This is a genomic window from Pseudoalteromonas sp. AWH4_217 (assembly GCF_056161105.1).
Genome location: NZ_JBSWYM010000019.1, coordinates 1 through 21,812 on the forward strand (window position 1 = coordinate 1; position 21,812 = coordinate 21,812).

The window sequence follows — 21,812 nt, forward strand, 5'->3', positions numbered from 1 at the left end:
GCCGGGTGGCTCGCTGAGCGAAATTGGCAGCAATGCGCTGCTTCAGGGTCTTGCGGGGCCGCTTGGTCCGGTGATGTCGCTGACATCCAAGTTTTTTGGTGAGGACAAGTCGGCCACTGGGCCTGCATCGGCAGAGGCTGAACTGGCAGGCAAAACGCCGGGTGGCTCGCTGAGCGAAATTGGCAGCAATGCGCTGCTTCAGGGTCTTGCGGGGCCGCTTGGTCCGGTGATGTCGCTGACATCCAAGCTCTTTGGTGAGGACAAGTCGGCCACTCAGCCTGCATCGGCAGAGGCTGAACTGGATGGCAAAGCGCCGGATGACTTGTTGAACGAAATTGGCGACAGTGCGCTGCTTCAGGGTCTTGCGGGGCCACTTGGTCCGGTGATGTCCTTGTTCGCGCAGCGTCAGGCAAAGCCAGAAACGGGTAAAGCCAATGTGCGCTCAGCTAAGTCGATTAAAAGCCGCTTGTCGGGTCAGGTCGCCAAAGCGCTCAATGGTCGAGGTGCTGATGCGCCGTTAACCGCAAAATCCAAAACAAATACGACTGTTCTGCAACCTGAACTACCTGGTTTTAAATTGCCTGTGGCAGCGAATGACTCAGCATTCTTGGCACAACAAAGTCAGTTGAAAACGCCAGTGGACGGTGTGTTAGGCGCACTGGGTATAACCGCAGGGCCACTTGGCGCGGCGCTGCAACTGGTGCAGGGAGGTCAGTCACAACCTGCCTCAGCCAGTGCAGCTCAATCTGGCCCAGGTGGCAGCCTGATCTCGAAGGTGCTGGGGATGGCACTGGGTCCCATGGGGGGCGCTGCGACGAGTTTATTGGGTGGTTGGTTCAACAAAGGTGCCGGACAGGAAAGGGCTGAGGGCTTGCATAGTCTTGTGTTACCCGATTCATCAGCGCCGAATTTTGATGGCGCAAGTAGCGTGTTTACTCAGGCTGAAGGCTTTGTCAAAAACCAGTTTATTAACCCCTTTAATCTGGTTGCAGGTACGGCTTCGGCTTATGCAGGGTTGCAAGGTCAGCCACGCAGTCCTGCGCATAAGGTTGCCAAAGTCGGCAACCTGGCGGGGGACGCACTGAACTACCATACCCTTTGGCAGGCGGCCAATGATGATGCTCTGAGTGGCTCGCAAAAAGCGGGTGTGATTGGCGGTACGCTGGGCGGCATGTTCTCAGCCAAGGCCGTGAGCGGGTTGATGGAAAACAGCCGCAACCCCTGGCTTAAGATGGCAGCACCGTTGGCCGGGTTTGCGACCAATGCACTGATGGGCTCACAAGTAAGCAGTTGGTTTGGTGATGAACCAAAGGCGAACGCCAAAGGTAATGTTACCGCCCAGACTGCGCCGCCGTTTGACCCGGACGCTCTGTGGCATTTGTCAGACTCCGAAGCGGCGCGTAGCGCGTCTGAGTCTTCACTTCTTGCATCCGATAACCGCAGCGCACAGGTGACGGTGAACGCCAATATTACAGTCAATGCACGCAGTGGCGAACAGGCGCAAGACATTGCGATTCAGGTCAAGCAGCTACTGGAACAACAGCAACAGCAGGCCATTTTGGACCTCAATGCTGGCTATTTCAATCATGTGGCTTGATAGCCCAATCCACAATTCAGGTGAACTATGAGTAATACCAATCATGCCAGACACATGATGCAGCTGGGCAGCTATAAGTTCTCGGTCAGCTCGGCTGCATTTAATAAGTTGAAGTACGACACACAATACCGCTGGAAGAGCCTGGAGGCACCAACGGATGACAACAGCCCGTTAATGCAGTTTATCGGCGTGGGTGAGCAAACGCTTGACCTGGAAGGGACTATTTTCCCGCAAATGGTAGACAACGGGCTTAAACAACTGGACTACATGCGAGAAGAGGCCGCCAAGGGGCAGCCTTTAACGCTGGGTTATGTAGAGCAAAGTGGCAACACCAGCCCCAGTGTGGGGCGGGTGCTGGGTAAGTGGATCATCAACAGCATCAGTGAAACGCGCACTTTGTTTTTTAACGACGGTATTCCACGTGAAATTCAATTTTCTATGCGACTGGGTCGCTATCAGGCGATCCTCAGAGAGCCTGAGTAGGAGGTATCATGAAAGGCGTAAGTTATGTAACGCGCGATGGTGATTGTTTGGATCTGATCTGCTATCGCCATTACGGACAAAGCTCAGGTACGGTGGAAAAGGTGCTGGGGGCTAATACCGGCTTAGCCGGGCTCGGTGCGATTTACCCGGCTGGCATTGAGATCTTTCTGCCGGAGTTGCCCAAGCCTAAGACCAAACATGTGATCAATATTTGGGATTAGTTATGAATCAGCAACCCTATTTTTCTATCAAAGCCAATGGCAATGAAATCACCCAAAGACTGAAAGATCGGATCGTTGAGGTCGAGGTAACGCAGCGAACGGGTTTGCTCAGTGATGTGTGTAAGGTGCGGTTTGATAACCTGGAAGAGTTTCCTATCCAGCTGCCAGAGCCGGGAAACGTGCTGGAAATCGCGATGGGGTACAAAGATGGTACGCCGGATACCCATGCTGCGCTTACCCCGGTGGGCAAGTTTGATGTCGGGGCGTACGAACTCACAGGGCCTGCCAGAGCACTGACTTTATATGGCAACAGCATCATGTGGGATGTCGACTTTAAGTCGCCCCGGTTTCGTTCCTGGCCGCAGCAAGGTAGTGAAACGCCCATCACATTGGGAGATTTGGTGGCGCAAATTGCCTCTGAATATGGCTTACAAAGTGGGGTCAGTGATGCATTGCGTAGTATTACTCTGTCACATCTGGAGCAAAGCGAAAGCGACATGCAGTTGCTCACGCGTCTTGCTTTGCGCTACGACGCCGTGATGAAAGTGGCGGCCGGTAAACTGCTGTTTGTGACCAAAGGAAGTGGGCAGTCGTTGTCCGGTCAAACCGTGACCTCGGCCACGCTGAGTAAAAACCAAATTATACACTGGGCCAGAGTGAGTAATCATTATCACCTGGTAGGGGCCGTACAAGGCTTCTACCACGACTCAGACCAGGCGCAGCGGATGTCGGTGCAGGCTGGCAGTGGCGCGCCTGTGATTAAGCTGCCTTACCTTTATCCGGATGAAGCCAGTGCACAAGCGGCTGCTGATAGTCAGCTGACGCGTCTTAAGCGCGCCCATGGCGCGGTTCGACTTACTGTGCCTGGCAATCCAGAGATTGTAGCCGGTGCATTAATCTCGGTTGATAGCTCAGTGGATCATCTTGAAGGCGATTTTTTTATCACTGAAGTCACGCATCGGCTGACATCAACGGGGTACATTAGCCTGATCAAGGCAGAGCAACCCAATTAACCCTGCCCTCATGTCGGCCAGACGTGATTTAGTCCATTCTCTTTTCCTGCCTCCTCATTACCTGGCGTGACTAATATGTCAGGTAATGCCTATCCCTGCGCCAAACTAGAATAACTCTATATCTTCACCTGGGCTTGCTTGTTCCTGCCTTTCCTGCAGCATATCCAGTACCTCTGTCAACTGCTCTTCTATCACCAATCCGGACTGTACTTTTTCTTCAGCAGCGCTTTTGGCTGTTTGGATCATGTTGACCAGCAACTCCTCTGAGGCTTCTGAAATATCGTTGTCGATACTGAGGGTGGAGAACAAAACTTCTAATTGTATTTCCATATCGTCAATTAAAGTGACAATACCATTCTTAATGTCGGTATTTTGTGCTCTGAAATCCTGAATGGTTTGCTTCATGGTTTGTTCTGCCAGTACTTTGCCAGTGCATTGTTCCAGCCCGTCCATCATATAGGCCAGGTAATCTCGCATCGAGCCGGCTCTGTCCGGATCTTCAGGCATGTTTTTAACCAGCAAAGAAGCATGACGCCAGTTAAATGCACCTCTGTGTTTGCCAAATGTCATTATCCGGTTTGCGCCTTGTAAGGACTCCAGTAAAGCAGCATCAATATTTTTGGCAATCTCGTCATCAAAAAAACAGGGGTTGGCTTTTTGATCGCGGAAAATCAGCGAGCACTTCAGCCCAAATCCGCGGGTGAGTTTAAACACTGCCTGAGCAAGATGTGTTAAATCATGGCAATGAAAACTGTCTCGATAAAACCCCATCACAAAGCCGAGTGATGACAGATCGGACAGTGCTTTAACGGCGACTTCGTCGGCATGGCCTGAGCTCGCTTTATGTGCTTTGAGCAGAATAGATATTTTTGTCAGCAGCTCCTGTTCATCAACCGGTTTGGCAATAAAGTCGTTGCCACCGGCATCGTAAGCCTTTAACCGCTCTTGCAATGAGTTAAGGTTTGAAAAAAACAGAATGGGCATGGTATGACCGGCAAGCCTGATTTTATAGGCTGCTTCATAGCCATTCATACGTGGCATCTGAATATCCATCAAAATAAGACTCGGCGGACGTGAATCGACCAAATTAAGCGCCGCTTCGCCGTCTTGCGCGACTTCTATCCGGTACAATGGTGACAGCATATGTGTATGATATTCTAAAACAAAGTCGTCATCATCAACGATCAGGATTGTCTCCATTCAGCTCACCAGTTTAGTTAACATCGTCGAGGCTGACAGGTGCAATATGCTGCTATTTACTTCGTTCAGCCCCCAGGCTCTCAATTCAAGACTAGAATACAAAAAGAAACTTTACCAATGACCTGGTGGATGGGGAAGGCCGTGAAACTTTTGTTGTTAGCACTCGTATTTACGCTGATTGCCGGGTGCTCTGATTCATCTCGCACGCAGCTCAGAGTCGGGTTTAATCTCTGGCCGGGCTACGAGACACTTTATTTGGCCAAGCAAAAAGGTCTGTTGAAAGAGAATATTAAGCTGGTTGAGCTGCTGTCTGCGACCGATACCATGGATGCATTTCGTCATGGTCGTATTGAAGTTGCGGCACTGACGCTCGATGAAGCCTTACTGTTGGTTGCTGAGGGGATTGCACTCAAAATCGTCCTGATCATGGACATATCAAACGGGGCCGATGCGGTGGTTGTGCGTGAGTCAGTCTCTGAACTGGCACAACTCAAAGGTAAGCGCATAGCATATGAACAAACTGCAGTTGGTGCCTTGATGCTGCATGAAACTCTGGATGCGGCACAACTGAGTATGGCGGATATTGATGCGGTGCACTTGCCTGTCAATCAGCACTTTAGGGCCTTTCAGTCACGTGCTGTTGATGCGGTAGTGACATTTGAGCCGGTCACCACTCAGCTTGTGAATCAGGATCATAAAGTCATTTTTGATAGTGCGCAGATCCCGGGAAAAATCGTCGATGTACTGGTAGTGAGAGCGGCACATCTTGCCCACTATCATGAGGCGTTGCAGACATTGGTTTCGGCTCAATTTGCGACGCTGGCATATATAGAAGCACACCCGGAAAACGCCGCACAGCTGATGTCTCCCAGGCTTGGACTGCAACCACATGAGCTTTTGGCAGCACTCGGTGGCATTGCGTTAGCCGATGCCCCGATCAACCGCACTTTGCTGGTGGGGAAGGGGACAGAAGCGCCTTTGTATTCAACTGTAGAGCAGCTGTTATCTGTACTGGTAGAGCAGAATATGATTGAAGAAGTAACAGATGTGCGTGGCCTGGTTGATGCGAGGTTTGTACTGCAATGAGGCAGCCAGGTGTGCCAACGTCCCTGGCATTTTGGGTGCCTGTGGGCGTTTTGTTACTGTGTCTGGCTGTACTGAGTCTGAGTACTATGGTGATTTACACCGGTAGTCGGGATGCCTCTTATTCAAGCCATCAGTCACATGCCAATTATTTGCTGATGACGTTGAAACGACATGTAGAAGTAAACCTGAGCTCGGACAGGCCTGAAGAGATCCGCCATGATTTATCTGTTATAGGCACGGTGCCGGAAGTCGTCAGCATTGCGGTTGCGGATCATACCGGGCAAATATTATTCAGCAATCAGTTTGTCGAGATTGGTAAACCTTTACAGGACATTGCCAGTCACGGCTCGGATCAGGCGGTCAACGTTGCTCTGAACAGCAGTATGCCGCTGTTGACCTTTTCAGCTGATCGTACACAGCTTGAGGCGTTTCAGAGCTTTGCCTTGCCCTCCAGTACTGAACTTCGTTCTACCCGCCTTGGTATCATTTATCTGCATTACAATCTGGCGCTGAGTGAACAGGCGTTGTGGCGCAATATCCGGTTTAACCTGGCGCTGATGTGGATAGGCTGTGGGGTATTAATCCTGATGGTAATGATACTGCTTAGAAAGCGGGTCATTGCACCTTTGGGAGAGCTTGCCAGACAGGCCTCTTTGCTTGCTGATGGGACCTATACGCATCAGACAGTAGAATCCGGGTTTAAGGAAATTGCCACGCTGACGGAGACGTTTAACTGGGCCGCTAGCGCCATCCGTGAACACCTTGCCTTGTTGGATAAAAATCAGCGTGAGCTTGAATCCCGCGTTACATTGCGTACCGCGGAGCTACAAAGCGCGAATCTCAATTATGAGCAGGCACAAAAAATGGCGCGTCTGGGACGCTGGGAGCTTGAACTGCAAAGCGGTCTGGTTCATTTGTCTCAGGAGGCCTACGAAATCATAGGTGCATCTCCCGCGCAGCCTGTGACCGTATACACCTTATTTGGTCATACCAATAACGTGAGCGGACCGGCGTTGCAAGCGATTTTTGATAACCAGCAACAGCACCATGACTTTAATTATGAATTACGTGACAATGATGGAGTTTGTCGTTTTATTCGGCTGGTGGCTGAGCGTTATCTGGACAGCAGTACGGGACACTATAAGTTAGTGGGCATTGTGCAGGATATCTCTGAGCAGATGCACAAAGAACGCTCACTGATAGAAAATCAGGCCATGACACGTGCCATCATTGATACGGCAGCTGATGCCATCATAGTGATCAATACTCAGGGGAAAGTGCAGGAGTTTAGCCCGGCAGCCGTGGAGATGTTTGGTTACACGCGTGATGAAGTGTTAGGAAACAACTTGCGAATGCTGATGCCAGAGCCATACCGAAGCAACCATGACCAGTATATACAAAACTATTTTGATACAGGCGTAAAAAAAGTTATAGACAACAAACGTGAGGTGACCGCACGTAAGAAAAATGGTCAGTGTTTTCCCATCGACCTGGCCGTTGCAGAAACTAAAGTGGGAGAGGCGAATTATTTCACCGCCATCATTCGGGACATTACAGAGCGCAAAGACGCAGAGAAAAAACTCCTTGAAGCCATGCAGGCCGCACAGAGTGCTACCCGTGCTAAGTCAGAGTTCCTGGCCAATATGTCTCATGAAATTCGTACCCCTATGCATGCAATTACGGGATTAACCCATTTGGCGCTCAAAATGGATACGTCGCCGAAAATGCATAACTATCTGAAAAAAATACGTTATGCAGCAGATAACCTCCTGGTGATCCTGAACGACATTTTGGATATTTCTAAAATTGAGGCGGGCAAATTGAGTGTTGAGTCGGTCCCTTTTCGCCCGAAAACCCTGATTGAGCATGTTAGTGGTCTGGTTACGGCTTGGGCTGAAGAAAAGCAGCTGGACTTTGATGTGAGTCAGGACCCTACTTTACCCGAAGTACTCATTGGCGATTCGCTCAGGCTCAGTCAGGTATTACTCAACTTGCTCAGCAATGCAGTCAAGTTTACCCCTCAGTATGGCAGCCTTTCTCTCGAGCTGACGGTGAGGTCCCTGACAGAATCGAGCGCGCACATCAGGTTCACGGTATCTGATTCCGGCATTGGTATCTCTAAGAGCCAGCTACAATCATTGTTCACCCCGTTTACCCAGGCAGATACGTCGACCACCCGGCAATATGGTGGCACCGGACTGGGCCTGGCAATCAGCAAGAATCTGATAGAACTGATGCACGGTCGGATTTGGTGTGACAGTGTCGAGGGGAAAGGCGCACGCTTTTTTGTTGAGGTTGAATTGCCACTCGGTGAGGCGATGGCCGAGTCTACGGCACAAGCCAGCATACAGCTTGAACAAGGGGCGATGTATGGTGTGCTTGAAGGTGCAAAGGTGTTACTGGTGGAAGACAACGATATTAATCGTGAGATTGCCCAGGAAATTCTGGCGGATGCAGGTATGCAGGTCATTACCGCAGAGCACGGCAAAGAGGCCCTGGCGAGATTACAGGAAACACCTGTTGATTTGATCCTGATGGATTGTCAAATGCCGGTAATGGACGGCTATTCAGCCACCCGGGAGATCAGAAAAAGGCTGGTCTGCCGACGACTCCCGATTATCGCCCTGACAGCCAATGTCATGCCACATGACCTTCAGGAGATAAAAGCCTGTGGTATGGACGACCATATTGCCAAGCCGATTAATGTTGAACTGGCCTATCAAAAAATCTACCACTGGCTGAGCCGCAAACCGGGTAAGGCTGAGCCAGAAAGGCCCTTAGCCAAAGAGTCAGAGCAATCTCGTATGACACGACCCGAGCCCACCCCATCGCCAAATCAAGCCGCAGGAGATTTACTCGATAGGGCGCAGGGACTCAGGCATGTAAACGGTAACGAAGCTTTTTACCGCAAAATGTCGGATAAGTTTATTTTGAGACAGGAGGCATTTTGTGTGCAACTGAAAGAAAGGTTGCAAGAAGAGGACATCGAAGCGGCTGCCCGAATGGCACATACATTAAAAGGGCAGGCAGGTTATCTGGGGCTGGTGCGCTGTGCTGAGCTTGCGGCGCAGCTGGAGCAGGCCATTGCGCAGCAAAATCCTCTGCAGTCAAACTTGATTCTGGAACTTGAAGACGTATTGACGCGTTCCTGTCAACTGCTTAAAGCGTCACCGTAGGGGCCGGGTGACAGAATGTTTAATTTGGACGGCTAAACATCTAGAAGTTGAAATTTATTCCCGTTGCTTCATAATGTCGCAAGTTAGCGGATCTATCTTTAAAGGTCCTAGTCACTGAGGGGAATATCATGCCAATCACAGTCACCGACGATTTACCTGCCATCAGCCATTTGCGTCATGAAAATGTCTTTGTGATGCCACAAAGCCGAGCCAGTACGCAGGAGATCCGGCCTATGCGGCTGGCGATACTCAACCTGATGCCCAATAAGGTGGAAACAGAAGTACAGTTTATTCGTCTGCTGGCCAATACGCCCTTGCAGGTGAACGTGGATCTGTTGCGCCTGGACACCCACCGCAGCTCCGACAATTCCGAGCAGCATCTGAATATGTTTTACCGTTATTTTTCGGATGTCAGAGAAGAAAACTACGATGCGCTGATTGTAACCGGTGCACCACTTGCTCACCTCGAGTATGAAGAAGTGACTTACTGGGAAGAGTTGCAGGCATTTTTCGACTGGGCCGAACACCATGTAACCTCAACGCTGTTCTCCTGCTGGGCGGCACATGCCGGCCTGTTTCATCATCATGGCCTGAAGCGGGCGCTTAAAAAAGACAAGCTGTGCGGGGTGTTCCGCCATCACTGCTACTTTGAACATGGTGCACTAACCCGTGGCTTTGATGATGAGTTTTTGGTACCCCATTCACGATACGGCCATATTGAGGCCAGCCAAATTGAAGCATGTGACGAGCTGGTGACACTGGCTGGCTCTGAGCGAGTCGGGGCCTATTTAATTAAAAATGTGTCTGGCAGCCAGGTGTATATTACCGGGCATCCGGAATATGATGCCGATACCCTAAGCAAAGAGTATTTTCGCGATTGCGAAAAAGGGCCGGATGCACCCAAGCCGGAGAATTACTTCCCCGAGGATGATGTAAACGCCAAGCCATCAAAGACATGGCAAAGCCATGCCTTTTTGTTATTCTCCAACTGGTTAAACTACTATGTTTACCAGACCACTCCGTACGATATTAATCTGGTTAGCCAGGATGTAAGGACTAACAATTATGCCGAATAAACATATCACCACCGCGGCTGATGGTGCAGCCATTGCCGATGCACTTAAAACGGCCATGCAACAGCGTATTTTGATCCTCGACGGTGCTATGGGCACCATGATCCAAAAACACAAATTTGAGGAAGAGGATTATCGGGGCGAGCGTTTTAAAGACTGGCATGTCCTTATCAAAGGTAATAACGACCTGTTAAGCCTGACTCAGCCTGACGTGATCCGCCAGATCCATCGTGAATATCTTGAAGCGGGTGCGGACATTATTGAAACCAATACCTTTAACGCCACCACTATTTCGATGGAAGATTACGATATGGCCAGCCTGAGCCGCGAGATCAACGTCGAGTCGGCCCGTCTGGCACGGGCTGTATGTGATGAGTTTACCGCCAAAGACCCGAGTAAGCCGCGTTATGTGGCCGGTGTTTTGGGGCCAACCTCAAAAACCTGCTCGATTTCACCTGATGTGAATGACCCAGGTTATCGCAATGTCTCGTTTGATCAGCTGGTGGCGGCCTATATTGAGTCGACCGAAGCCTTAATTGAAGGTGGCGCACATCTGATCCTGATTGAAACCATCTTCGATACGCTGAATGCTAAAGCGGCGGCTTATGGGGTGGAAGAAGCCTTTGAGCGCACCGGTATAACCCTGCCGGTGATGATCTCCGGGACCATTACCGATGCGTCAGGGCGTACCTTGTCGGGCCAGACAACCGAAGCCTTTTACAACTCTATCCGTCATATCAAACCGATTTCCATTGGACTGAATTGTGCACTTGGCCCGGATCTGCTGCGAGCCTATGTCGAAGAATTGTCGCGGGTGTGCGAAACCTATACGTCTGTGCACCCTAATGCGGGCCTGCCGAATGAGTTTGGTGAGTACGACTTGGAAGCCCCCGAGATGGCACAGGAAATCATTGACTGGGGTAAGGAAGGTTTTATTAATATTGTGGGTGGTTGCTGCGGTACAACACCCAACCATATTCGCGCTTTTGTAAAAGGGCTGGAGCAGGTGGCACCGCGCACTTTGCCTGAGCTTGAAGTAAGAATGCGCCTGGCGGGCCTTGAAGCCTGTAATCTGAATTAGGAAGTACTGATATGACGCAATCTACAGCCATTTTTACTAACGTTGGTGAAAGAACCAATGTGACCGGCTCGGCGCGTTTTAAGCGTTTGATCCTGGAAGAAGATTATGAAGCCGCGCTGGATGTGGCGCGCAGCCAGGTGGAAAACGGCGCCCAGGTGATCGACATCAATATGGATGAGGCGATGCTGGATTCTAAGGCCGCCATGGTTAAGTTCCTGAACCTGATTGCCTCAGAGCCGGATATTTCCCGCGTGCCAATCATGGTCGACTCTTCCAAATGGGAAGTGATTGAAGCGGGCCTGAAATGTATTCAGGGTAAGGCCATCGTCAACTCAATTTCACTCAAAGAGGGCCGAGAGCCGTTTGAGCGTCAGGCGAAGATCATTAAGCGCTTTGGTGCGGCTGTGGTGGTGATGGCGTTCGACGAAACAGGCCAGGCCGAAACAGCCGACCGCAAGTTTGAGATCTGTGAGCGTTCTTATCGTATTCTGGTGGATGAGCTGGGTTTCCCGCCGGAAGACATTATTTTTGATCCTAATATCTTTGCTGTGGCAACGGGGATCGAAGAGCACGATAACTATGCTGTCGAGTTTATTGAAGGCACCCGACGCATCAAGCAAAACCTGCCGCACTGTAAAGTGTCGGGCGGGGTGTCGAATGTGTCTTTCTCGTTCCGCGGTAACAACCCGGTGCGTGAAGCCATTCACTCGGTGTTTTTATATCATGCCATTCAGGCCGGTATGGACATGGGCATTGTCAACGCGGGTCAGCTGACGGTATACGATGATATTCCCGATGAACTGCGCAAGGCGGTAGAGGATGTGGTCCTCAACACTGACCCCGGTGCCGGTGAGCGTCTGGTAGAGATAGCGCCTAATTACTCGGGGATGGCACAGGCTGAGAAAGCGGAAGATCAGGAATGGCGCAGCTGGCCTGTGGCCAAGCGCCTGGAGCATGCGCTGGTTAAAGGCATTACTGAATTTATTGAAGAAGACACTGAAGCCTGTCGTCAGCAGTTTGATAAACCCATTGAGGTGATCGAAGGCCCGCTGATGGATGGCATGAATGTGGTCGGCGACTTATTTGGTGCCGGTAAAATGTTCCTGCCTCAGGTGGTTAAATCTGCACGCGTGATGAAACGGGCAGTGGCCTATCTGGACCCTTACATTGAGGCGGAAAAACAGGCTGGCCAGAGTAATGGTAAAGTCATCATGGCGACGGTTAAGGGAGATGTACACGACATAGGTAAAAACATTGTGGGTGTGGTGCTGCAGTGTAATAACTATGAGGTTGTGGACTTGGGCGTGATGGTGCCGGCAGAGAAAATTCTGCAAACCGCCATAGATGAAAATGCCGATGCCATTGGTTTATCGGGTTTGATCACGCCTTCGCTGGATGAAATGGTGCATGTCGCCAAAGAAATGACCCGTCGAGGGTTTGAGATCCCATTGCTGATCGGTGGCGCAACCACCTCTAAAGCGCATACGGCGGTGAAGATTGAACCGCAATACGACAAGGGCGTGGTTTATGTGAACAATGCCAGCCGCGCGGTGGGTGTGGTTTCCAGTTTACTGAGTGCCACGCAAAAGCCCGGCTTTTTGGAAAAAACCGCCAGTGAATACGTTAAGGTGCGGGATCAACAGGCGCGTAAAAAGCCCCGCTCAAAACCCGTGACCTTAGCCCGCGCGCGCGATAATGCGGTTAAGCTTGACTGGGACAATTACACCCCACCGGTGCCCAAAAAGCTGGGTATCACTGAGTTTAAAGACGTCAGTATTGCCACCTTGCGCGAGTATATCGACTGGACGCCCTTTTTCATGACCTGGACGCTGGCAGGCAAATACCCGCGTATTCTGGAAGATGAAGTGGTGGGTGAGGAAGCGAAAAAGCTTTTTGCCGACGCCAATGCCATGCTCGACGAGCTGAGTGCTAAAGGCAGTTTACAACCGCTGGGCGTAATTGGCCTGTTCCCGGCCAATCGGGTGGGCGATGACATTGAAATCTATCGCGATGAAAGCCGTGAAGAAGTGCTGCTGAAGTCTTGTCAGTTGCGTCAGCAAACCGAAAAAACCGATTTTCCAAACTATTGTCTGGCCGATTACATCGCGCCGAAAGGCACGCCGGATTATTTTGGTGCGTTTGCGGTTACCGGTGGCCTGGAGGAGGACGATTTAGCCGAGATGTTTGAGCAGCAGCAGGACGATTACAACAAAATCATGGTGAAAGCTGTGGCAGATCGTCTGGCCGAGGCCTTTGCTGAGTACTTGCATGAGCAGGTGCGTAAGCAATACTGGGGCTTTGCTGAGGACGAAAAGCTCAGCAATGAAGAACTGATCCGCGAGAACTATCAGGGGATCCGCCCGGCGCCGGGTTATCCTGCGTGTCCTGAACACACTGAGAAAGACAAGATCTGGCAGCTGCTTGATGTAGAAAACCGCATTGGTATGAAGCTCACCAGCTCTTACGCCATGTGGCCGGGCGCGGCGGTATCTGGCTGGTACTTCTCGCATCCGGATTCTAAATACTTCGCTGTGGCAGCGATTCAGCAAGATCAGGTAGAAGATTATGCCCGGCGCAGTAACATGACGCTGGCAGAAGCTGAGCGCTGGCTGTCGCCCAACCTGGGGTATGAACCTCAGTCGTAATTGTGCATATGCAGGGTGCCACTTTGGCACCCTGACTTTTTGTCGGCAAAAAGTCAGTAAATTTTGCTTGCATTAAACCACTTTTTCGATATTATTACTCCCTTGCTTTAAATAACCTCTGATTTAAAGCGTCATAGAAGTAATGCCCTCTTGCCTTGATCCAGTAAGCCCGCATTAAAAATTACAAGTAGAGCTTATTATAGTCAGGCGATATACCACTGCAGTTACCCCAGCCGGGGACGTTGTGAATGCAGATATTAAGATCGCCAGTACCATTTCCTTTGAAGCGCTTCGGTTTGTTGACTCAAAAGTGTCGAGAAATTGTTCGCAGATTTTTTCAGGTTTGGTATCAAACTGTCATAAAGCTCGTTTATTGTCTAAAGCGTTAGCCCTCAGGCTACGCATTATAAAAGTGAGTTTTATTATGTCTTATACATACAACGGAACAGAGATCCGTGTTGAGCAACCAATTCGCTCAATTTCGGTGAACAAATCAAAAGTCGTTTTTGCTGATGGCACAGGCCGCAAACAAACGCAATTTTCAAGTGGCAGCGAAGCCCGTCACTTCCTGAACTGGTTGACGCGTGCTTGCTAAGTAAAACAAGCATATCAACTCAGACACAGCGCCGAGGTAACTGACAAGTTACGTCGGCGTTTTGCTTTTAAGCATTGCACTTGTTGCTTTTCTAATGTACCTTCCCGTAGTTTTCATGGGGACATGCCATGAAGACGTCAATAATGTGAAAACGAAAGAAAAACGATATTAGGAAGCCAACAATGGACTCGACTTCTACCACCACTGCTGCCGAACCGAGCAGTCGACCTACACCATCCCAACTGCAATTCACCGGTACTGGCAAAGAATATTTTGGTATCTGGATTGTCAACCTGTTACTGACGCTGGTGACACTGGGTATCTATTCAGCCTGGGCGACGGTACGGACTAAGCAATATTTTTATGGCCATACCCTGTTAGACGGGCACCGGTTTGACTATCTTGCTACACCAATTCAAATACTCAAAGGCCGCTTACTCGCCGTAGGCTTGTTTGTGATCTACAGTGTGGTGTCGAGTTACTTCCCGCTAGTGGGCGCGATGATGGCATTTGCACTGGTATTGCTGGTGCCCTGGATGATCAATCAGGGGCTTAAATTCAGCATGCGCATGACCCGTTACCGCAATATTCGCTTTGCTTTTAAGGGCAATTTGGGCGAGGCGATGGTGAACTTTGTGGTGCTACCATTTGTCAGTATTTTTACCATGTATCTTTTGATGCCCTGGGTGCTCAAGCGTATTGATGCCTACATTCACAGTAATATTCGTTACGGCGATAAGCCAGTACAAGTAGAGTTAGAGGGCAAAGAATACTATGCAGCCGCATTACTGGTGATGTTACTGGGCATCCTTGTGATGATGTTGCTGGGTCTCGCATTTAGCCTGGCAGGTGGTATCAACATTAACCCTGATGAGCTGGGAGCGGTCAACTTTGGCATGTTCCTGATTGTGCCTTTGTATTTGTTTGTGATTTCTGCATTGCAAGGCATCTACCAGGCGCTGATCCGCAATCATATTCTGAACAATGCGCAAATTGATGAGGTTGCAGAATTTAAATCAACTCTGGCACCGCAGCGTTATGCCTTGATTCTGGCAACCAACGCAGCTGCGATTGTATTGACAGCTGGCCTGGCATTCCCCTGGGCTAAAGTGCGTAAAGTCAGAGCACTGGCTGAGGCAACTCAGGTGGTGTTGCTGCCAGGTGCAGACCATGTCCTGGATAGTGCGCAGCAGGCTGAGTCTTCCTTTGCAGAAGAAGCCGCTAATGTGTTTGACGTTGATATCTCGTTGACCTGATGATCCGGGGATATTTTTACCAGCCAAACAGCAGCCGGGTGCAAGAAGCAGTTGCCCGGCTCAGCGACAGTCACATTGCCATTTACGTGGACGATGAGTGTGTGTGCGAAAGTGCGGTTGAGACACTGACCGTTTCGGCCCACTTACCCGGGCAGGCCAGTGAGCTGACTTTCACTGACGGGGCGCGCTTTGTGCCGCTGGATGTGTCACATCGTTGGGCATTTCAGTCAGGTAAGAGTTCGCTACTGGCTAAGCTTGAGTCCAATCTGGCCCTGATCATGTGTGCCTTGGTGGCGACGCCTGTGTTGCTGTATGCTTTGCTCTTTAAGCTGGTACCCGGGATTGCGGTGACTGCCGTACAGACCATGCCAGATGTGGTCGTGGAGCAAATGGGCCAGCAATCTATGGCGCTCATTGAGCGTACAGTGTTGTCACCCTCGGCACTTTCTGAGCAAGAGCGCTTGGTCATTGAACGACTGTGGCAAGACACCGTTACTCAGCTTGACCTGTCAGCAGAGAAATATCGCGTTGATGTCTATCACTCTGAGCATTTTGGCGCCAATGCTTTTGCGCTGCCACATGGGCAGGTCGTGGTGACCGATGAGTTGGCAAGACTACTGGCCGACAACCCTGATGCGCTCAGAGCCATTCTGTTACACGAGATTGGTCATGTAGAGCGGATGCACAGTGTACGCCTGGCGTCTCAGGCGGCGGTGGCCAGTATTGCCATTGCCATGCTGGTGGGTGACATGGACATAGTTGCTGAAGTGGTATTAGGATCGGGCAGTGCCTTGCTGGATCTGCAGTTTTCTCAAAATATGGAGTGGGAAGCAGATAACTATGCGCTGGCGCAGCTTTATCGTCTGGGATACAGCGGTGAGCATTTTGCTCAGGCACTGGAGTCACTTGCTGAACTTGGTGAGGAACATGAGCAAAGCTGGTTAAAGTACCTGTCTACGCATCCCAGTTTGCAGGAGCGCATTGAGCACGCCAGAAGTTACACCCCATCTCCTTGATAGAGGAAGACAATACGATTTGCTATTGATGAGCGTCTGTTTGCACATCGAAATCGCTGTTTTTGTAAGGCCTCAGTGAGGCCTTTTTCTTTTTTGGTTAGCCATCCACTCATTTTCTATAGCAAAAATCCCCAGACTTTTAAATGAACTATTTTATTCTCTTTTAACCCTTTATTATTGTTCCAAAAATCGCGATTTGCCGGGGGTTTTTACGGCATTGTGCTTATCTTTTGTTATTTTCAGGTTAACTTATGTTCGTTCCTTCCTGTATACTAGAGGATGCTGTGATTGAACTGTGTGCTGGGGAGGCAAATGAAGTTTTTGGTTTTGTTATTGCTCGTTGTGTCGCAATGTGCCAAAGCCCACAACCCTTTGATTGTTGATATCATTAGCAGCGAGAATTTTTCTCAGCGTTATCAGGCATTTTTACAGGGCCGCTCAGTGCTTGATGTCACCGATTTTCGGCCAACCACGCAAGGCTCCCACATTGAAATCATCGAAATGGTGTTGTTGCAGCAAGCCTTGTTCCTGGGCGGCGAAACCCGGGAGGTGGTGTTCAACCCTAAACCATCAGTCAATATCCTCGAATTCACAGACATGATAGCTGGAGAGAGCCTGATCCTGGCGCGTACCGTCTGGCATGAAGATGTGATTAATTATCGTGGCTCAGTGTATGTCAGTGATCCGGTCGTCAAATTCGGAGAGTATGAAGCCGGAATATATGTCGCGAAACGTAATCAGGCGTTGCATCAAACTACTCAGGACGGGCTTGAGCAACTGACGCTGGTGGCTAATCCTCGCTGGCGGGTAGACTGGCACGCCCTGACAAACAGCAACATGAACCTGGTGAGCTTTATTGGCCCGTGGGAAAGCATGCTTAACATGGTAGAAACCGACATCGTTGATGGCATGTTGGTAAATTTTAGTGTGAGTGAATCTTTGCAGCTGGTGTTTGAAGGGCGTGACTATGTGCCTATAGAGGGTGTGAAAATGGTATTGCCTGACTCACGCCACTTTATTGTCAGCAAGCGTCATCCCGAAGGAAGTCAGATATTTGCTGCATTAAACCGCGGTCTTAAAGAGCTCAGACGTCGTGGGGTTATCCGCAAAGCGTTAACGGAGTCGGGGTTTATTAATCGTAAGGTACAGGACTGGAACGTTATCAATCGCGCTATGTTGCCGCAGGAGTCCAGACCATGATCCGCCTGGGCGTTCTGACGGGCTGGTTGCTATGTATCGTGTTCAGTGTGTGTACTGCGGCAACTGAGCTGGCGTCACCCAGTACACTTGAAAAGTCGTTGGCCAAATTAAGTGCTACGCTTAAAAGCGATTTTGACCTCTCGCTATTACCTGAACTCAGAGCGTTGCGACGCGATGCACAGGCGATTGACGCGCTGGAAATTGTTGCGCAAACCTTGTTGCTGGAAGGTCAGATCCGTCAACAGTATGGTGACTATCAGCAGAGCCTGATATTGCACAACGATGCGTTACAACTAGCTATTAAGCGAAAAGATTTGGCGTTGATGGCACAAAGCCGGCTCGCTATCGCCAAGTTAGAGATGGACCTTGAGCGCTATAACTATGCACAGCGCTCTTTGGATGATGTACATCAGTTGATCACCCAGTTGAACAATCATGCTCAGACCATGCCCTATGTCGCTCAGTTACTGCTATTAGAGCACAGGTTATGGCAAGGCTACTTGTATGTGCTACTGGGGAGCTATCATCAGGCGGTGGCTGAATTGCATACCGATGACCTGGTCGTCACGGGCGCACCAGAGTTGGTCGATAAACTGTATCTGGTACGGGCCTGGGCATTGCTCAAACTTGGTCGCTTTCAGCAGGCGCAGCCTATCCTCAATCGGGTCGCGCAAAGCGACACACTCATTCGTAATCAAAGAATGAAGATCCGTTTCAAGCTATTGCAGTCCATGGCCTGGCTGCAATCGGGCGATTTTCAGCAAACACTGGAAACGGCCATGCCTGCGTTAAAAGCAACCTTTGCAACACGGTTTTTGGAGGAGCAGGCCGACTTGCAGTTTGTATTATCCAATGCCTATGTACAGCTGGGTGATTATCAACAGGCACACCTATATCTGAAGCGCTACGCACTGACCAAAGATGCGCTTAACTTTCAAAAACGCAATAACAAGTTGCTGCAACTGGAATCGCAGTACGCACTGGCAACACAAAAGCAGCAACTGAGCTTACTGGAAAAAGACAATGCCTTGCAGGCGCAAGAAATCTTTCGTCACCAACAAATTCTTGAGAACACCCGTCTGGCGCAGCAACGCGGCGCATTGTTACTGATCCTGGCATTGGCATTATTAGGGTTCTTATACTGGCGATGGCAAAATAAGCGTAACCTGTCGTTACTTGAAGAGCAGGTAAAACAGAGAACGGCTGAACTGGATGAGCGGAATCGACGACTGCAAACCCTGAGCTACTCCGACAGTCTGACCGGTTTGCACAATCGGCACTACTTCTTCAGTGAGGCTGATAAACTCCTGACGCAAGCGCGCAGTGCATCGCAGAGCACAATTTTTTGTCTGATAGACATCGACCACTTTAAACAGATCAATGACAGCTATGGCCATGCAACGGGCGATCTGGTGTTACAGCAATTTGCTGAGGTCGTTACAAAAACGCTGAGAGAGCAGGATGAGCTGGTTCGCTGGGGGGGAGAGGAGTTTTTATTGGTGATGCCCCAGACCGATATGTTAACCGCGCAACAGGTGGTTGAGCGGCTTCACAATGCGGTGGCACAGTTTTCGTTTTGTCAGGATAGTCAGCCGCTTAGCTGCACCTGCTCGATTGGTTTTGCCGCTTTCCCGTTACGTTTGGCTGAGACACAGCATGGCAGTTGGGAGCAGGTGTTGGAGTTGGCGGATAATTGCCTGTATCGGGCTAAACATGGTGGCCGTAATGCCTGGGTTGGCCTGAACCTGCCAGCCCAGCCTCTGGGTATGACGTTGCAGCAAGTGCAACAGAATTTGGATGCATTTACCGTAAGCAGCACAAAACTCGCCGGGTAAGCCTTGTTAGTCAAAGGGTGGTGAAGAATAAAATATTGCAGTAGTTGAAGGATGGGGTTTTAAACTGGTGAGCTTGGTCTATGCTCTTTAGATAAGGGAAATATAGATGACTCGCTTGTGATACTTAATTTGCCGGACAACCCCAGAATACTGATTGTTGACGATGATCCCAGCAGCATTCTGATCATCAAAAAAGCCGTGAGTGATTTAGGCGAGGTGTTTTCAACTTCTGAAGCCAGTTATGCGGTGACGCTGATAAAAGAAGTAAAGCCGCATGTGATCTTGCTTGATATCGACATGGGCGAGTATAACGGTGTGGATATTTGCCGTCTGCTCAAAAGTGACCCGGACACCGCGCATTATATCATTATTTTTATTACCGCTAGCCGCGACCCTGAGATCGAGTTTAAGTCGCTGACTGAAGGGGGCGCCGATTATATTCCCAAACCTATAGACCTGAAAATCTGCCGAATGCGGGTCTATAACCAGCTAGCCATACTGGCCTATCAGCAAAATCTGGAGCGCACTTCGCAAGCGCTTTATCAGGAAAAGCAACGCCTGAAAGTGACACTCAATTCTATAGGCGATGCCGTAATAGCGACAGACACACAGGCTGTGATCACTTACATGAACCCCATTGCCGAGCGCCTTAGCGGGTATGCCGCAAGCTATGCAGTAGGAAAGCACATTGAAGATATTCTCGATTTGCGTGATGCATCGTCACAAAGCCGCTCTTTTAACCCCGCCGTGATGGCACTGGAAGAAAAACGCAATGTGGCGATGGCACTCAACTGCCAGCTGCACAGCCGCGAAGGTCAAATTTACAGGGTTGAGGATTCTGCTGCACCTATTCGCGATGAAGACAATACCATCATCGGGGCCATTATGGTGTTTCATGATGTCAGTGAATCGGTGGCGATGGCGGTAAAAATGAACTTTCTGGCCAATAACGACCAGCTGACCGGATTACCTAATCGTATTTTGTTGCATGATAGGTTGCAGCATGCCATTGCCTGTTCCAAGGCCTCCGACACTTACACTGCGCTGTTACTCATAGATCTTGACCATTTTAAATACATTAACGATGCGCTGGGCCACTTTCTGGGCGATGAATTAATCAAGAAAGTGGCAAAACGGCTGGAGTCGGTGATTGACCCAAACGCAACGCTGGCACGAGTTGGTGGTGATGAATTTGTGTTGGTCTTAGAAGAAGTGCGCTCCGTCAATTATGTGGCTGTGGTCGCCAGCAACCTGATTGCCAGCTTTAAAGAGCCTTTTATGCTGGAGCAAAAGGAATATCAGATTTCGGTCAGTATTGGCGTGAGCATGACGGAGCTGGATGCGAATGAGGAAGAGGTCATGATGCGCCATGCCGATGTGGCCATGTACCGGGCGAAAAATCAGGGACGCAATGCGGTATGTTTTTTTTCTCAGGAGCTGGAAGCAGAACTGATGAAACGTCATGGGCTGGAACACTTGCTCCGCGAAGCCCTGGAAAAAGAAAGCTTAAACGTGCTGTTTCAGCCTCAGATAGAGATAGCATCAGGACAAGTGTGCGGCTTTGAGGCGCTGGCCAGGCTGCAGGACAGCGACGGAAATTGGATTTCACCACTGGAGTTTATCCCGCTCGCTGAGGAGATAGGTCTGATTGATACTTTGGGCCATCAGGTGCTGCAAAAAAGCTGTGAGTTTGCCAGCCAGTTGGTGACACTGAGCAGGGATCTTAAAGTGAGTGTTAATGTCTCTGCGCAGCAGATCCGTAACCGGCAATTTATTGACTATGTTGTCCAGTGTCTGGAGTCGAGCCAGGTCCGTAGTAGAATGCTGGAGCTGGAAGTCACCGAAAGTGCCCTGATTGAAGATTTTGAGCAGACGCGAAGGACGTTGTTGGCGCTGTCGAACATGGGGGTCAGCATTGCCATAGACGATTTTGGTACGGGCTATTCCAGTTTATCTTATCTGAAATCGTTTCCGCTTGATGTGCTCAAGATAGACAGGGCGTTTATTATGGATATGAGCACTGACGAGCAGAGCCTTGGCATTGTGCAGACCATTGTTTTGCTGGCTCAGGCACTGGGCCTGAAGCTGGTTGCAGAGGGGGTCGAAACGCACTCTCAGCTGACTGAACTAAGCAGCCTGAACTGTGATGTGGCACAGGGATATCTATATGCCCGACCACTTGATAGTCAGGCGGCCTATGAGTTTGCTGAGCACAATTTGGCAGCGGGTGCCAAGCCAGGGTGATAGCGGGTAAGGCTAAACACGGTTCAGCTAATAGTGAAAAGTCTTTGCGGGAGTCATGTAAAGTGTGCACCATAGACTATAGTTTGAGTGT

General features: G+C 50.0%; 15 protein-coding genes and 1 pseudogene. 15 read left to right on the forward strand and 1 reads right to left on the reverse strand.

The annotated features are described in order from the left end of the window. From ACXAH1_RS19975 to ACXAH1_RS19990, 4 genes and pseudogenes are all read left to right on the forward strand, one after another. A pseudogene (locus tag ACXAH1_RS19975) lies at positions 1 to 1,597 on the forward strand (hypothetical protein); the annotation flags it as partial. A 27-nt stretch (positions 1,598 to 1,624) separates the two neighbouring features. Then, complete coding sequence (locus ACXAH1_RS19980) at positions 1,625 to 2,080, forward strand: phage tail protein (RefSeq protein WP_046005618.1); 456 nt, start codon at positions 1,625 to 1,627, stop codon at positions 2,078 to 2,080. A gap of 8 nt (positions 2,081 to 2,088) precedes the next feature. Continuing rightward, positions 2,089 to 2,301, forward strand: a complete 213-nt coding sequence (locus tag ACXAH1_RS19985) for a tail protein X (RefSeq protein WP_046005619.1) — start codon at positions 2,089 to 2,091, stop codon at positions 2,299 to 2,301. Between the two features lie 2 nt (positions 2,302 to 2,303). Next, a complete protein-coding gene (locus ACXAH1_RS19990) occupies positions 2,304 to 3,314 on the forward strand; it encodes a phage late control D family protein (protein ID WP_475199024.1) in 1,011 nt (336 codons plus the stop codon). A gap of 105 nt (positions 3,315 to 3,419) precedes the next feature. On the opposite strand, the gene ACXAH1_RS19995 is transcribed toward ACXAH1_RS19990, so the two are convergent. Next, positions 3,420 to 4,514, reverse strand: coding sequence for a response regulator (locus ACXAH1_RS19995; protein WP_475199026.1), 1,095 nt, complete (start codon positions 4,512 to 4,514; stop codon positions 3,420 to 3,422). Positions 4,515 to 4,655: 141 nt separating this feature from the next. Between ACXAH1_RS19995 and ACXAH1_RS20000 the strand changes: the two genes are divergently transcribed. The 11 genes from ACXAH1_RS20000 (at position 4,656) to ACXAH1_RS20050 (ending at position 21,721) form a co-directional block, all read left to right on the forward strand. Next, positions 4,656 to 5,600 carry an ABC transporter substrate-binding protein gene (locus ACXAH1_RS20000; protein ID WP_475199028.1) on the forward strand — a complete coding sequence of 315 codons (945 nt, stop codon included), beginning with the start codon at positions 4,656 to 4,658 and terminating at the stop codon, positions 5,598 to 5,600. An 11-nt stretch (positions 5,601 to 5,611) separates the two neighbouring features. Further along, a complete protein-coding gene (locus ACXAH1_RS20005) occupies positions 5,612 to 8,776 on the forward strand; it encodes a PAS domain S-box protein (protein ID WP_475199030.1) in 3,165 nt (1,054 codons plus the stop codon). A 128-nt stretch (positions 8,777 to 8,904) separates the two neighbouring features. Continuing rightward, the gene (locus ACXAH1_RS20010) at positions 8,905 to 9,852 is read left to right on the forward strand and encodes a homoserine O-succinyltransferase (RefSeq protein ID WP_475199032.1); all 948 of its coding nucleotides are present in this window, start codon (positions 8,905 to 8,907) and stop codon (positions 9,850 to 9,852) included. A 55-nt stretch (positions 9,853 to 9,907) separates the two neighbouring features. After that, positions 9,908 to 10,930, forward strand: coding sequence for a homocysteine S-methyltransferase family protein (locus ACXAH1_RS20015; protein WP_475199152.1), 1,023 nt, complete (start codon positions 9,908 to 9,910; stop codon positions 10,928 to 10,930). Between the two features lie 11 nt (positions 10,931 to 10,941). Further along, the gene (gene metH / locus ACXAH1_RS20020) at positions 10,942 to 13,575 is read left to right on the forward strand and encodes a methionine synthase (protein ID WP_475199035.1); all 2,634 of its coding nucleotides are present in this window, start codon (positions 10,942 to 10,944) and stop codon (positions 13,573 to 13,575) included. Between the two features lie 424 nt (positions 13,576 to 13,999). Further along, on the forward strand, positions 14,000 to 14,170 hold the full coding sequence (locus ACXAH1_RS20025) for a hypothetical protein (protein ID WP_164488164.1): 171 nt from the start codon (positions 14,000 to 14,002) through the stop codon (positions 14,168 to 14,170). Positions 14,171 to 14,352: 182 nt separating this feature from the next. Further along, the gene (locus ACXAH1_RS20030; RefSeq protein ID WP_475199042.1) at positions 14,353 to 15,426 is read left to right on the forward strand and encodes a YjgN family protein; all 1,074 of its coding nucleotides are present in this window, start codon (positions 14,353 to 14,355) and stop codon (positions 15,424 to 15,426) included. After that, positions 15,426 to 16,442, forward strand: coding sequence for a M48 family metallopeptidase (locus ACXAH1_RS20035; protein ID WP_475199046.1), 1,017 nt, complete (start codon positions 15,426 to 15,428; stop codon positions 16,440 to 16,442). The genes ACXAH1_RS20030 and ACXAH1_RS20035 overlap by 1 nt, the downstream gene beginning before the upstream one ends. 312 nt (positions 16,443 to 16,754) lie before the next feature. Further along, positions 16,755 to 17,642, forward strand: a complete 888-nt coding sequence (locus tag ACXAH1_RS20040; RefSeq protein ID WP_253049436.1) for a hypothetical protein — start codon at positions 16,755 to 16,757, stop codon at positions 17,640 to 17,642. Then, positions 17,639 to 19,477: a GGDEF domain-containing protein gene (locus ACXAH1_RS20045; protein WP_475199052.1), complete on the forward strand. Its 1,839-nt coding sequence runs from the start codon at positions 17,639 to 17,641 to the stop codon at positions 19,475 to 19,477. The genes ACXAH1_RS20040 and ACXAH1_RS20045 overlap by 4 nt, the downstream gene beginning before the upstream one ends. A gap of 117 nt (positions 19,478 to 19,594) precedes the next feature. After that, complete coding sequence (locus tag ACXAH1_RS20050; protein ID WP_475199057.1) at positions 19,595 to 21,721, forward strand: two-component system response regulator; 2,127 nt, start codon at positions 19,595 to 19,597, stop codon at positions 21,719 to 21,721. Positions 21,722 to 21,812: the final 91 nt, after the last annotated feature.

Bases quoted from the DNA above. Each gene is read 5' to 3' on its own strand.
- ACXAH1_RS20025 (WP_164488164.1), top strand. From the start codon at position 14,000: ATGTCTTATACATACAACGGAACAGAGATCCGTGTTGAGCAACCAATT.
- ACXAH1_RS19990 (WP_475199024.1), top strand. From the start codon at position 2,304: ATGAATCAGCAACCCTATTTTTCTATCAAAGCCAATGGCAATGAAATC.
- ACXAH1_RS20030 (WP_475199042.1), top strand. From the start codon at position 14,353: ATGGACTCGACTTCTACCACCACTGCTGCCGAACCGAGCAGTCGACCT.
- ACXAH1_RS20010 (WP_475199032.1), top strand. From the start codon at position 8,905: ATGCCAATCACAGTCACCGACGATTTACCTGCCATCAGCCATTTGCGT.
- ACXAH1_RS19985 (WP_046005619.1), top strand. From the start codon at position 2,089: ATGAAAGGCGTAAGTTATGTAACGCGCGATGGTGATTGTTTGGATCTG.
- ACXAH1_RS19995 (WP_475199026.1), bottom strand. From the start codon at position 4,514: ATGGAGACAATCCTGATCGTTGATGATGACGACTTTGTTTTAGAATAT.
- metH (WP_475199035.1), top strand. From the start codon at position 10,942: ATGACGCAATCTACAGCCATTTTTACTAACGTTGGTGAAAGAACCAAT.
- ACXAH1_RS20040 (WP_253049436.1), top strand. From the start codon at position 16,755: ATGAAGTTTTTGGTTTTGTTATTGCTCGTTGTGTCGCAATGTGCCAAA.
- ACXAH1_RS19980 (WP_046005618.1), top strand. From the start codon at position 1,625: ATGAGTAATACCAATCATGCCAGACACATGATGCAGCTGGGCAGCTAT.
- ACXAH1_RS20035 (WP_475199046.1), top strand. From the start codon at position 15,426: ATGATCCGGGGATATTTTTACCAGCCAAACAGCAGCCGGGTGCAAGAA.
- ACXAH1_RS20045 (WP_475199052.1), top strand. From the start codon at position 17,639: ATGATCCGCCTGGGCGTTCTGACGGGCTGGTTGCTATGTATCGTGTTC.
- ACXAH1_RS20015 (WP_475199152.1), top strand. From the start codon at position 9,908: ATGCAACAGCGTATTTTGATCCTCGACGGTGCTATGGGCACCATGATC.